The sequence below is a fragment of the Hymenobacter psychrophilus genome (assembly GCF_900107135.1).
Taxonomy (GTDB): Bacteria; Bacteroidota; Bacteroidia; order Cytophagales; family Hymenobacteraceae; genus Hymenobacter; species Hymenobacter psychrophilus.
Genome location: NZ_FNOV01000009.1, coordinates 239,130 through 252,045, shown reverse-complemented (window position 1 = coordinate 252,045; position 12,916 = coordinate 239,130). Strand labels below are relative to the sequence as shown.

Here is a 12,916-nt window from a genome sequence, read left to right as displayed (position 1 = left end):
TTGCACCGTGCTACCGGAACTGCTGGCCGCCCTGCCCGAAAAGCCCGGCGCTGTGGTGGCCGATAAGGCCTACGACACGAACGCCGTGCTAGCGGCTGTGGCCGGGCAACACGCGCAAGCCGTGATTCCGCCTAAGGCCAACCGGATAGACCAGCGGGCCTATGATGAGAACCTGTATGCGGACCGCAACAAAGTCGAACGCTTCTTTGGCCGGCTTAAGGAGGCGCGGGGCTTTGCCATCCGCTACGAGAAAACCGCCACCTGCTTCTTAGCCGGCGCTCACCTGCTCGCCGCCCTCGATTGGCTCCGATGACTGTCCACACAGTCTAGGTTGAATTTCTCGCAGAGGTCCGCGGAGGGATGCGCAGAGGTTAAAAAGAGGCCCTCCTTTTACCTCTGCGCATCCCTCCGCGGACCTCTGCGAGAAAACAATGATTGAACCAATGCACCTTCCCGACCTGCCCATTACCGCCGCCCTGCCCGAGCTGCTCGCCACGCTCGAAACCCACCATGTGGCCGTGCTGCAGGCCCCACCGGGCGCGGGCAAAACCACCCTGGTACCGTTGGCACTGCTGGAAGCGGCCTGGTGCGCGGGCCAGAAAATAATTGTGCTGGAGCCCCGGCGGCTGGCGGCCCGGGCGGCGGCCACGCGCATGGCCCAGCTGCTGGGCGAACCCGTGGGCCAGACGGTGGGCTACCGCATGCGGCTGGAAAGCAAGATTTCTGCTAAAACCCGCATCGAAGTCGTCACCGAAATCATCCTCACCCGCCAGCTTCAGGACGACCCCGCGCTGGAAGGCGTAGCCGCGGTCCTATTCGACGAATTTCACGAGCGCAGCCTGCAGGCCGACCTGGGCTTGGCCCTGGCCCTCGATGCCCAACAGGTGTTGCGGCCTGATTTGCGGCTCTTGATCATGTCGGCCACGCTGGATGCCGACCGGCTGGGCCGCTGGCTGGCGGCACCCGTAGTGAGCAGCCTGGGCCGCATGTTTCCGGTTGAGACGCAGTACCTGAGCCCCCAACGGGCCGCCAGCGCCTCGCGCCGCCCCCACGAAAAGCTACAGGATTTGGTGCCGGTGCTCGTGCGCGAGGCCCTGCAAGCCCACCCCAGCGGCGACATACTGGTGTTTCTGCCCGGCCTGGCCGACCAGCGCCGGGTGGCCGCCAAGCTGGCCTCGCTACCCGACCATATCATTATCCACACGCTGCACGGCGAGTTGCCGGCCGAGCAGCAGGACGCCGCCCTGCGCCCCGCCCCGGCCGGCCGCCGCAAGGTGGTGCTGGCCACCAGCATTGCCGAAACCAGCCTTACTATTGAGGGCGTAAGCATCGTGGTAGATGGCGGCTTTGCCCGGATTCCGCGCTTCGAGCCGCGCACCGGCCTCACCACGTTGGGCACCGAGCCCGCCAGCCAGGCCGCCGCCGACCAGCGCCGGGGCCGCGCCGGCCGCTTGGGCCCCGGCACCTGCTACCGCCTCTGGACTGAAGCCGAATTCCGCGAGCTACCGCAGCACTTGCCGCCCGAAATCCTGACCGCCGACCTGAGCCCGCTGGCCCTAGAGCTGGCCTTGTGGGGTGCGTACGCGGCCGATAGTCTGCGCTGGCTGGACACGCCGCCGGCCCCGGCGCTGGCCCAGGCCCGCGAGCTGCTGGTGCGGTTGGAGGCTGTTACGCCGGCCGGGCCGCCCACCGCGCACGGCCGCGCCCTGGCGAGGCTGGGGCTGGCTCCGCGCCTGGCCCATCTGGTGGCCCGGGGGCAGCAAATCGGCCATGGGGCCACGGCCTGCGCGCTGGCTGCGCTGCTCACCGAGCGCGACATTCTGCGCCCCGCCGACGGCTCATTTGGCCCGCCCGACTTGCGCCTGCGCCTCGAAGCCCTGCACACCGGCCGTGCCCCGCTACCCGGCCTGCTGCCCGATGCGGCCGGCCTGCGCCGGGTGCGCGAGGCAGCCACCGTACTGCGTCAGCGGGCCGGCGCGAAGGGTGAAATCCAGCCTGATGCGGCTGGGCTGCTGGCCGCCCTCGCCTACCCCGACCGCCTGGCCCAGCGCGAAACACCCGAACGGGTACGCCTGCTCAGCGGCCAGCGAGCCACGCTGCCGGCCGAGTTCTTCGGGCAACAGGACCAGTTTTTTGCCGTGGCCGCCCTCGATGGCTATACTGCCCAGCCCCGCGCCAGCCTGGCCGCGCCCCTGAGCCGGGCCGAGCTGGAAGAGCATTTTGCTAGTCAGATAGAAACCCGCGACGAAGTGCGCTGGGATGAAGCCGCCGGCCGCGTAACAGCCCGCCGCCTGCGCCGCCTCGGGGCCCTAATGCTGTCCGATGTTCACTTGCCCAACCCCGACCCGGCCCTGGTAGCCGCGGCCCTGCTGAGCGCGGTGCAGGCCGGCGGAATAGCCGGGCTGCCCTGGAGCGAGGCGGCCGCGCAGCTGCGCGAACGGCTGGCTTTTGTCCATCATCACTTCCCCGGCAACTGGCCCGAGGTGTCGAATGAGGCACTGCTGGCGGAGCTAAACGACTGGCTGGGGCCCTACCTAACGGGCGTGAAGTCGATGGCTGAGCTGGGCCGGATTGACTTTCAGGAGGCGCTGCTGGGGCGGCTGCCGGGCGGCTGGGGCCAGCGCCAGGAACTGGACCGCCTCGCCCCCACCCACCTCGAAGTACCCACCGGCTCACGCATCCGCCTCGATTATGCTACACCCGAGACACCAGTGCTGGCCGTGCGCCTGCAGGAGGTGTTCGGCCTGCTCGACACGCCTACCGTGGGGGACGGCCGGGTCCCGCTCACGCTGCACCTGCTCTCGCCCGGCTACCGCCCGGCGCAGGTTACCCGCGACCTGCGCAGCTTCTGGACCAGCTCCTACTTCGAGGTGCGCAAGGAACTGCGCGGCCGCTACCCCAAGCACTACTGGCCCGAAAACCCGCTCGAAGCCCAGGCCGTGCGCGGCACCAAAAAGCAAAACGGCTTGCGTTGAGTGTAGAGCATAGAAAAAGCGTGTCATTCTGGGCGGAGCTCAGAATGACACGCTTTTTCTATGCTCTAAAAGAATAAAACCTAGCTTGGGAAATCGGCCGAATCACCGGTTTCTTCCACTTCGGCCAGTTCTTTTACCAAGGCGGTAAACTTCTCACGGGCACCTTTAACGGCGGCTTTGCCCAGCGGCAGGTGCAGGGGCGCGTCGCCCTCGGCGTGCACGAGGTCGTACATGATCTGGGCGGCGCGGTCGGGGTCGCCGGGCTGGTTGCCGCTGTAGCTCTGGATGCCTTTGAGGTTTTCGCCCACGGTGCTACGGTAGTCCTCAATATTGGTATCGACGTAGGTGGCCGAGGCACCGGCCCACTCGGTGCGGAAGCCGCTGGGCTCGATATTGGTGACTTTGATGCCGAGCGGCTTCACCTGCTGGGCCAGGCTTTCGCCGATGGCTTCGAGAGCAAACTTACTAGCGTTGTAAACGCCCACGCCGGGGAAGGTTTTCAGTCCGCCGATGCTGGTGATGTTGAGCACGTGGCCGCTTTTCCGCTCGCGCAAATGGGGCAGCACGGCTCGTAGCACGTGCAGCGGGCCGAATACGTTCACGTCGAACTGGCGGTGCACTTCTTCGGCATCGATTTCCTCGATGCTGCCCAGCGAGCCGTAACCGGCATTGTTTACGATAATGTCGAGATAACCGAGCTTGGCAATGGCATCGGCAATGGCTTTTTTAACCTGGGCCTCGTCGGTTACCTCCATCACAAAGCCATGGCCGTGGCCCTTGCTTTTTTTGGTAAACTCGTCGGCCTGCTCCTGCTTGCGGAAGGTGGCGGCTACTTTATCGCCCTTTTCGAGCAGCAAGTCGGCCAGGGAGGCCCCAAATCCGGAGCTGACGCCGGTAATAAACCAGTTTTTGGTAGTTGCCATGAGCTGATGTAGATAGGTAGTGGCCGCGCCGGAGTAGCGCGGCTGGGCCTTATAACTGCCAGAGCGGGCCCTAGGTTTTGCTGCCCGTAGCCCAAGGCCGGTTGTTACCTTTTAGGCTCCTTTCTGAAAAACCCGGTCGGCTCATAACCCGAAACCCAACTCTGCGCCTTAACTTTGACCCGCAACAAGCCACCTTCTTACTCTCTTGTTGCCATGGCCGACCACGCCGCCAAAATTGCCTTCGAGGCCCTTACCTACGACGATGTGCTGCTGCTGCCCGGCTACTCCGAGGTACTGCCCCGCGACGTTAGCACCGGCACCCCGCTCACCCGCCGCATCCGCCTGCAGCTGCCCTTCGTGTCGGCGGCCATGGATACCGTAACCGAGGCCGAAATGGCCATTGCCCTGGCCCAGGAAGGCGGTATCGGCATCATTCATAAAAACATGAGCATCCGGGCCCAGGCCGAGTTGGTGCGCCGCGTGAAGCGCTCGGAAAGCGGCATGATTCTCGACCCGTTCACGCTCACCGAAACTGCCACGCTGGCCGAGGCCAAGCAGCTGATGCGCGAGCACAACATTGGCGGCATTCCTATCATCGACGAGCAGCGCCACCTCAAGGGCATCCTCACCAACCGCGACCTGCGCTTCGAGAAGAACATGAGCCGGCCCGTGAGCGAGGTAATGACCACCATGCCGCTCGTAACGGCCAAAGCCGGTACCGAACTGGCCGCCGCCGAGGACATTCTGCAGGACTCCAAAGTGGAGAAGCTGCCCGTTGTTGACATGGAAGGCCGGCTGGTAGGTCTCATCACCTACAAAGACATCCGCAAGCGCCGCCGCACGCCCAATGCCAGCAAAGACGAGCAGGGCCGCTTGATGGTGGGTGCCGCCCTGGGCGTTACGGCCGACCTGATGGAGCGCGTCGCCGCCCTGCTGGAGGCCGGCGTCGATGTAGTAAGCCTGGATACGGCCCACGGCCACAGCAAGGGCGTGCTCGACGCCGTGCGCAGCCTCAAGCAGCAGTTTCCCGACCTCGAAGTTATTGCCGGCAACGTGGCCACCGCCGAGGGCGCCCGCGCCCTAGCCGATGCCGGGGCCGACGCCGTGAAAGTGGGCGTGGGTCCCGGCAGCATCTGCACTACCCGTATCGTGGCCGGCATTGGCGTACCCCAGCTTTCGGCAGTGCTCGAAGCGGCCCGCGGCCTCGAAGGCACCGGCGTACCGGTTATTGCCGACGGCGGCATCAAGTACTCGGGCGATGTGGTGAAGGCCCTGGCCGCCGGTGCCAGCACCGTGATGATTGGCTCGCTACTGGCCGGCACCGACGAAGCCCCCGGCGAGATGACCCTGTTTGAGGGCCGCAAGTACAAGAGCTACCGCGGCATGGGCTCGGTAGAGGCGATGGAGGAAGGCAGCAAGGACCGTTACTTTCAGGATGCCGAGGACGATGTGAAGAAGCTCGTGCCCGAGGGCATTGTGGGCCGGGTGCCCTACAAAGGACTGGCCGCCGAGGTGCTCTACCAACTAACGGGCGGCCTGCGCGCCGGCATGGGCTACTGCGGCACGCCCACCATCGAGGCGCTCCAGACGGCGCGCTTCGTGCGCATCACCGGAGCCGGCCTGCGCGAGTCGCACCCCCACGACGTGCAGATTACCCGCGAGTCGCCGAATTACAGCAGCCGCTAAAAGCCCGTCTTTAGTTTAAGTTTATGCCAATACCCCGGAGCCCCGCTTCCGGGGTATTCTTTTTAGTAACCAGCTGATACCAGCACCTTAACGCTGCCGGGCAAACGCGCTGGCCGGCCGACGCTGGGTCGGGTAATGGCCGGCTACCACGATGGAATTGTCCTAATAACAACGGGGCACGTATCTTGTCCTCCTATTTCCTTCCGCCGCACCCCTCGCCCGGGTCAGCTCTTCCTTATTTCGTCTGCATGTCCGTTCTTCGGAAACCTCTTCCCCTGCTGTCTGTAGCCGTGTTGTTGAGCTGGCTGGCGCTGCTGGCGGCCGCGCTGCTCTACGCGCACCCGGGGCTGGGCGGATGGCAGTTGCCTCAGACGGGCGGGATAGTTCTGGTATTGCAGGCCCTGTTTGTTGCTTTAGTTTTTCTGCGCGAGCGGATTGCCCCGGAGCGCCTGCGGGGAGTCGATTTCATTGGGCTATTGCGCCAGCTACTGCTGGGCTCGGCATTGCTGGCAGTAGCCGGCGTGGGGGCCCACAAATTGATGCAGTTATTGGTAGGCCCCGAAACCATTTCGGGCTCGGTGCTGAATACGGCATTCTATACGCTTAACCTGGGGCTGTTTGTGCTGCTACTGGCCCGTACAAACTATGCCTGGCGGGCACTGGTGCTGTTTCGGGCCACCGACCGATTGCGGCGGCAGTGGGTTGCATTCGAGGTAATGCTCGGTATTACGCTGTTGCTGCGGCTGCTGCCTTTCTCGCCTCCTGTCGCTTTATCATCGGCACTGCTGGGCGTGTTGGCCGCCTTTGGCGCTTACCTGAGCGGACGCCAGAAGTGGGTAGCCTACCTGAGCCGCCGCCAGAAGATTGAAGCCGTACTGCTGCAGCTGGCTGTAATCGGGGTGATGGGCGTTTTCGTGGCATACTTCACCTCCACGCAGCCTATACTGCGGTTGGTAGGGCCCGCCACCCAGAATAGTTTTCTGCTACTCAATGCCTTCTTCGCGGCGATGTACGCCCTAACGGGGCTGCTGGTAACGCTTTTCAACCTGCCCACGGCGGGCGTATTCGAGCAGAAGCGCGAGGAGATTTTGAGTATGCAACGCCTCACCCAGCTCATTCAGCGGGGCCAGACGACGGCCGAAGTGTACCAGATGTTCTTCGATTCAGCTATCCAGACCACCCGCGCCGATGCGGCCTGGCTGCACATTGAGGCCAACGCCGACGATGACCGCTACGACCTGTACCACCGGCTGCCCACCGACCAGGCCACCGCTATTCGGGAGTTGCTGACCGATTTCAACCTCGGCAACCTGGAATATTTCAACAACGACCTGTCGGGCGGCAGTTTTCGCCAGCTACACTTGCCCTTTGGCTCGCTGATGGTGATGCCGCTCAGCTCCAGCAAGCGCCAGTATGGCAATATTTACTTGTTGCAGGAACCAACGCAGGCCTTCGACCGCGAAAACCTGAGCATCCTGCAAACCTTCGCCAGCCAAACAGTACTAAGCATCGAAAACCTGCAGCTTATTCAGGCCTCGCTACGCACCCAGCGCGTGCAGGACGAGCTTAAGATTGCCTCGGCTGTTCAGGATAGCCTGATTCCAAAAAACCTACCGATTGATAACTGGTTTGAAATCAGCTCCTACGCGGTGGCTGCTACCGAAGTCGGGGGCGACTTTTACGACTTTTTGCACCTGCCGGGCCGACGACTGGCCGTGCTCATCGGCGACGTAAGTGGCAAGGGCGTTACGGCCGCTTTCCACGTGGCCCAGATGAAGGGCATTTTCCACGCCCTGATGCAGGAGAATCCGCTGGCCCGCACCGAACGGGAGAAATTTCCGGTGCCCAGCCAGTTCATGACCCAGGCCAACGACGCGCTGGGCCGTTGCCTCGAAAAATCGGCCTTTATTACGGCCTCGCTCTACATCATCGATTATGAGCATGGGGGCTTTGTGTTTGCCCGCGCCGGCCATTGCCACACGCTTTACTACCACTCCATCAAAGAGGAAGTATCGTACTTCCAGACGGCCGGGCTGGGGCTGGGCATCATCCGGCACGGTGGTTACGAGAAACACATCAAAAATCAGTTCTACGACTACAACCCCGGCGACGTAATGGTGATTTACACCGACGGCATTGTGGAAGCCCGCAACGCGGCCCAGGACGAATACGGCGAGGAACGCCTGCAGCGCATGTTGGAGGAGTCATATTATCTCGATGCCGACCAGATCAAGGCCCACATTCTGGCCGACCTGCACGAGTTCACCAGGGCCCAACCCATGCACGACGACCAGACGCTGCTCGTGATAAAATTCCGGTCGGCCCAACCCGAAGCCGGGCTTTAACGTAGCTTCAAGCCATGAAAATAACGCAACACACTACCGATACTACGCTCACGCTGGCCCTCAACGGGGAGTTGGACGCCAGCTCTTCCGTTTTGCTCGACACCGAGCTGAGCAAGCCTGAAATTCTGCGCACCCAGAAAGTGCTCATCGACTGCCAGCAACTGAACTATATCTCATCAGCGGGACTGGGGGTGTTCATCTCTCATTTGCAGACTTTCCAGGACGCCAATGTAAAGCTGGTGTTTTTCAATATGCAGGAAAAGGTGCGCAACGTATTCGAGATTCTGGGCCTCGATTCGCTGATGACCATTGTACCATCGGAAGCGGAAGCTACCGCCGTTTAAAGTTCCTAAACTGCTCTGCCCGCATCCCCAAGGCATGAAACAAGTCATTCGTATTAGCTGCAATCGTCGCAACTTAAAGGTGGTGCGCGATTTTGTGAGCGACTACTTGGCCGGGCAGCACCTATCGGAAGTACTCGTCAACCAGTTGGTATTAGCCGTTGATGAGGTGGTAGCCAACTTCATCATTCATGCAAATGCCGAAGATGAAAGGCAGTTTCTGGATGTGCGGATAGACGTGCGCGACCACGAGTTTGGCTTCGAGATTGAGGACGGGGCGCCTTCCAGTTACTCGCCTGGCTCGTATCAGGAGCCCGATTTGCGCGAATTTGTGCGCGTGGGCAAGAAGGGCGGCGTGGGCATGATGCTGGTCAACCGCATTATGGACCGGGTGGAGTACAGCACGACCGGTGAGCACACCGTCTGCCGCCTCTACAAGAGCCTGACCTGAACCAGCGGCACGGCCCGGGCAGCCTACCTCGGCCGCTGGGAAAAAATCCGTAAAATTGTAGTCCCCTCCTCCGGGCCGTTGGTCCGGCCCGGAACTACGCCCGCCGATTCCCTTCTTTCTTCATATGCACCACCGTTTTTTGTTTGCCGGCACTGCCGCGGCTGCCCTACTGGCCGGGTGCCAGGCTACCAAGCCCGCCACAACTGCCTCGGCCGCCACTGTTGAAACCCTGGGCACTACGGCCGTTCCAGCCGCGGAATTTGCCTACGTGTATCGTAAAAACAATGGCTCCGACCCTACCTTCGGCACCAAAGCCAGCGTCGAGGAATACCTCGACCTCTACACCAACTTCAAGCTGAAGGTGCTGGCCGCCGAACAGCGCGGCCTCGATACCACCCAGGCTTTCCGGCAGGAACTGGATGGCTACCGGCAGCAGTTGGCCCAGCCCTACCTCACCGAAAAAAGCGTAACCGACCAACTGGTGCGCGAGGCCTACGACCGCCTGAGCAAGGAAATCAGCGCCTCGCACCTGCTGGTAACCGTGGCCCCCGACGCGGCGCCCAAAGACACTCTCGCCGCCTACGAGAAGGCCATGAGCCTGCGCCGCCGCATTACGGAGGGCGGCGAGGACTTCAATGCAGTGGCCCGCGAGAATTCCGACGACCCTTCGGCCCGCGGTAGCAGCGGCAACGGTGGCAAGCTGGGCTACTTCACGGCCATGCAGATGGTGTATCCCTTCGAGTCGGCGGCTTACGCCACAACGGCCGGACAGGTATCGGCGCCGGTGCGCACCCGCTTCGGCTACCATTTGATTAAGGTGGACAACGTGCGGGCCGCCCAGGGCGAAATCAAAGTGGCTCACCTGATGGTGCGGGCCACGCCCGGCATGCCCGCCGCCGACTCGGCCACGGCCAAAAAGAAGGTGGACGAATTGTATGCCCGCCTGGCCCGTCGCAACGAAAACTGGGACAAGCTGGTTGGTCAGTTTTCGGAGGATGCCGGCTCGGCGCCCAACGGCGGCGAGCTGCCGGCCTTTGGCACCGGCCGCATGATTCCTTCGTTTGAGGAGGCCGCCTTTAAGCTGCAAAAGCCCGGCGATATTGCGCCGCCCGTGCAGACGCCCTACGGCTGGCACATCATCAAGCTACTAGAAAAGCAGCCCGTACCCTCGTTTGAAACCATGGAACCCACGCTCAAAAGCAAGGTTTCCAAAGATTCGCGCTCCGAGCTCAACCGCGCCGCCTTCCTCAAGCGGGTGCGCCGCGAAAACAACTTCGTGGAAGTGCCGGCCGTGAAGGAATACGTGCTGGCCAAGGCCGACACCTCACTGGTGAAGGGCCGTTTCGCTTACTCGGCTCCGGCCGCCGCCACCGGTAAAGCCAGCAAAACTATCACCGACAACGCGGCACTGTTCACCATTCAGGGCCAGCCTTACCTGGTGCAGGATTTTCTGACCTACGCCCAGCAGAGCCAGCGCCAGCGCCCGGCCGGGGCCGAGCCGCGCTTTGTTATGCAGCAGCTCTACGACCAGTACGTGGACCAGCGCCTGACCGAGTACGAAAAGTCCAACCTCGAAAACAAGTACGAGGACTACCGCATGCTGGTGAAGGAATACCGCGATGGTATTCTGCTGTTCCAGCTGATGGACGAAAAGGTGTGGAGCAAGGCCATTGAGGACACCGTGGGTCTGCAGCAGTTCTTCGCCGCCAACCAGGCCAGCTACCAGTGGGGCCCGCGGGTGCAGGCTACCGTCATCAGCGCGGCCACGCCTGTATTGCGGAGGCAGGCCCAGGACTACTTCCCCAACCCGGCTGAGTTAAAAACGACGGTTACAGCCAGCATCTACCTACCCGTTACGGAGGGCATTCCGGCCGTACTGAAGTTCCAGCCCCGTACTGCCACACTGCTGCCCGCCAGCAAAGCGGCGCTCGAAGAGCTGGCCGGCCGCATGCTGGAAGCCGACACTACGATGCTGGTGCATGCAACTGCTTCCAGCCGGGCCAAAGTGCCTGCCAAGCTAGCCGCTCAGCGCCAGGCTGCCGTGGAGCAGTACCTTGTTGGCCAGGGTGTGCGCGCTGGCCGGGTGAAGCTGATGAGCGGTAGCAGCAGCCAGGCCAAGCAGTATGCCACGGCTACCGATGTGCTGCTGCTGACCGTGCTGAGCCGCAACCCGACCCTGATTGAGCAGCGGCTCAACGAGAAAAGCCCGCTGGCCGTGCAAATTCAGCAGCGCAGCTTTGCCAAGGGCGAGAACAAGGTAGCCGACAAGTTCCTGACCAGCGCCCCCGGCCTGTACCAGACCGAAATGGATGGGCGCTTTTACGCGGTCATCATCGATAAGCAGCTGCCCGCCGGCCCCAAAGCCCTCAACGAAGCCCGCGGTCAGGCCACTTCCGACTACCAGAACTTCCTGGAAAAAGAGTGGCTGGAGCAGCTAAAGGCCCAGAATCCGGTAAAAATTAACCGGAGTGAGGTAGACAAGCTCATAACCAAGTAGTCGCCGCTTGTCCTGCTGAGCAACGCAAAGGACCTATACCGAAGCTAACTTCCAGAGAGAATAGCTTCGGTGTAGGTCCTTTGCGTTGCTCAGGAAGATAAATAGTAAGGCCCGGCGCCCTCCTGCCGATGCAACGTTTTACCCTAAAACGGGCTCCCGTAACCAGAGCAATGCGCGGTTTTTGCCGGTGCAAGGATTTATAACGAAATTTACGGGCGGCTTTCGGCGTTGAACCCTTTGCCAAACCTTTTCCAGGCATATTGCCGGGACGGGCATTAGAACCATATTCATGCGTATTTTTTTGCGAGTACCAGCCTTTAAAGCCCTGCTGAGCCTGACGTTGTTGGTTGTTTCTGCCTCGGCTGGCCACGCGCAGCTGGGCGTCGGCCGCCCGGTAGGCCGCACCATGGTCGACGGCATCATTGCCAAGGTCGACAATCAGATTGTGCTTAAGTCGGACCTGGAGGGTGTTTACAACCAGGAGCTGGCCCAAGCCGAGGGCAAGCCGCTACCGCCCGACACCAAGTGCAAGATTCTGCAGAGCCTGGCCCTCAATAAGCTGCTGCTGGCCAAAGCCGAAACCGACTCGGTGGTAGTGGACGATAACCAGGTGAAAAACGAGCTAGACCGCCGCATGGGCTATTTTGTGCAGCAGATTGGCTCGGAGCAGAAACTGGAGGAATATTACGGTAAGCCGCTCAAGCAAATCAAGGACGAGCTGCGTACGCAGGTGAAAGAACAGCTGATTCAGCAAAAAATGCAGGATCAGATTGCCGGCAAGGTGTCGGTGACGCCCCGCGAGGTGCGCCAGTACTTCGGCCGCATGCCCAAAGACAGCCTGCCCTATTATTCTTCAGAGGTAGAAGTAGGCCAGATTGTGAAGATAGCCCAGGTCAACAACAAGGTGAAGCAGGCCACTCAGGCCAAGCTCAACGAACTGCGGGCCCGCATCGTGGCCGGCGAGGATTTCGCCACATTGGCCAAGCAGTACTCGCAGGATCCCGGCTCGGCCGTGGAGGGCGGCTACCTGGGCTTTTTTAAGCGCCGCGAGCTGGTACCCGAATACGAGGCCGCCGCGTTGCGCCTGGAACCGGGTGGCATCTCGCCGGTTGTGGAGTCGCAGTTTGGCTTTCACGTCATCCAGCTTATCGAGCGCAAGGGCGACTCGTACAGCACGCGCCATATTCTGCTCAAGCCCGAAACCGGCACCACCGACACCAATGAGGCCTCAAAGGAGCTGGCCAAGCTGCGCCTGCGCGTTATGAGCGACAGCCTGACCTTCGCCAAGGCCGCCAAGGACAACTCCGACGACAAGCTGACCAGCGGCAACGGTGGCCTGCTGCAAAACCGTCGCGACGCCAGCACCTACCTGCCCCTCGACCAGCTCGACCCGGCCATTTTCTTCACCATTGATACGATGAAGGTAGGTAGCATCAGCCCGCCGCTGCCCTACCGCACCGAAGATGGCAAAGACGCCGTGCGCATTCTATACCTGAAATCGAACAGCCCGCCCCACCAGGCCAACCTCAACGACGACTACCAGAAGATTGCCGCCGCCGCCCTCAACCAGAAGAAAAACAAAGCCCTCGACGCCTGGTTTGCCCTCAACCGCGGCACCGTGTACCTCGAAGTAGACCCCGAGTACGCCGGCTGCCAGCTCCTGAATTCGATTAATTAGAGAAGTCAGGAGTTGGAAGC

At 61.8% G+C, this 12,916-nt stretch carries 9 protein-coding genes; 8 read left to right on the top strand and 1 reads right to left on the bottom strand.

Features of this window, described 5'->3' with window-relative positions:
- Together BLW21_RS15015 and hrpB are read left to right on the top strand one after the other, a co-directional pair.
- Window positions 1-313: transposase (locus tag BLW21_RS15015; RefSeq protein ID WP_139255233.1), on the top strand; the 313-nt coding region annotated here is incomplete at its 5' end.
- A 130-nt stretch (window positions 314-443) separates the two neighbouring features.
- Window positions 444-2,975 carry an ATP-dependent helicase HrpB gene (gene hrpB / locus BLW21_RS15010; RefSeq protein WP_092741501.1) on the top strand — a complete coding sequence of 844 codons (2,532 nt, stop codon included), beginning with the start codon at window positions 444-446 and terminating at the stop codon, window positions 2,973-2,975.
- A gap of 80 nt (window positions 2,976-3,055) precedes the next feature.
- On the opposite strand, the gene BLW21_RS15005 is transcribed toward hrpB, so the two are convergent.
- Entirely contained in the window at window positions 3,056-3,898 is an 843-nt protein-coding gene (locus BLW21_RS15005; protein WP_092741465.1) for an oxidoreductase, read from the bottom strand.
- Between the two features lie 213 nt (window positions 3,899-4,111).
- Between BLW21_RS15005 and guaB the strand changes: the two genes are divergently transcribed.
- The 6 genes from guaB (at window position 4,112) to BLW21_RS14975 (ending at window position 12,896) form a co-directional block, all read left to right on the top strand.
- Window positions 4,112-5,584, top strand: coding sequence for an IMP dehydrogenase (gene guaB / locus BLW21_RS15000; RefSeq protein ID WP_092741463.1), 1,473 nt, complete (start codon window positions 4,112-4,114; stop codon window positions 5,582-5,584).
- 248 nt (window positions 5,585-5,832) lie between these two features.
- Window positions 5,833-7,929 carry a PP2C family protein-serine/threonine phosphatase gene (locus BLW21_RS14995; RefSeq protein WP_092741461.1) on the top strand — a complete coding sequence of 699 codons (2,097 nt, stop codon included), beginning with the start codon at window positions 5,833-5,835 and terminating at the stop codon, window positions 7,927-7,929.
- A gap of 14 nt (window positions 7,930-7,943) precedes the next feature.
- On the top strand, window positions 7,944-8,273 hold the full coding sequence (locus BLW21_RS14990) for an STAS domain-containing protein (RefSeq protein ID WP_092741459.1): 330 nt from the start codon (window positions 7,944-7,946) through the stop codon (window positions 8,271-8,273).
- A 34-nt stretch (window positions 8,274-8,307) separates the two neighbouring features.
- The gene (locus BLW21_RS14985; RefSeq protein ID WP_092741457.1) at window positions 8,308-8,721 is read left to right on the top strand and encodes an ATP-binding protein; all 414 of its coding nucleotides are present in this window, start codon (window positions 8,308-8,310) and stop codon (window positions 8,719-8,721) included.
- A gap of 124 nt (window positions 8,722-8,845) precedes the next feature.
- The gene (locus tag BLW21_RS14980) at window positions 8,846-11,218 is read left to right on the top strand and encodes a peptidylprolyl isomerase (protein ID WP_092741455.1); all 2,373 of its coding nucleotides are present in this window, start codon (window positions 8,846-8,848) and stop codon (window positions 11,216-11,218) included.
- Window positions 11,219-11,507: 289 nt separating this feature from the next.
- Window positions 11,508-12,896 carry a peptidylprolyl isomerase gene (locus BLW21_RS14975; RefSeq protein WP_139255232.1) on the top strand — a complete coding sequence of 463 codons (1,389 nt, stop codon included), beginning with the start codon at window positions 11,508-11,510 and terminating at the stop codon, window positions 12,894-12,896.
- Window positions 12,897-12,916: the final 20 nt, after the last annotated feature.

Coding starts and splice junctions, on each gene's coding strand:
- BLW21_RS14980 (WP_092741455.1), top strand. CDS start 8,846: ATGCACCACCGTTTTTTGTTTGCCGGCACTGCCGCGGCTGCCCTACTG.
- BLW21_RS14975 (WP_139255232.1), top strand. CDS start 11,508: ATGCGTATTTTTTTGCGAGTACCAGCCTTTAAAGCCCTGCTGAGCCTG.
- BLW21_RS14990 (WP_092741459.1), top strand. CDS start 7,944: ATGAAAATAACGCAACACACTACCGATACTACGCTCACGCTGGCCCTC.
- hrpB (WP_092741501.1), top strand. CDS start 444: ATGCACCTTCCCGACCTGCCCATTACCGCCGCCCTGCCCGAGCTGCTC.
- guaB (WP_092741463.1), top strand. CDS start 4,112: ATGGCCGACCACGCCGCCAAAATTGCCTTCGAGGCCCTTACCTACGAC.
- BLW21_RS14995 (WP_092741461.1), top strand. CDS start 5,833: ATGTCCGTTCTTCGGAAACCTCTTCCCCTGCTGTCTGTAGCCGTGTTG.
- BLW21_RS14985 (WP_092741457.1), top strand. CDS start 8,308: ATGAAACAAGTCATTCGTATTAGCTGCAATCGTCGCAACTTAAAGGTG.
- BLW21_RS15005 (WP_092741465.1), bottom strand. CDS start 3,898: ATGGCAACTACCAAAAACTGGTTTATTACCGGCGTCAGCTCCGGATTT.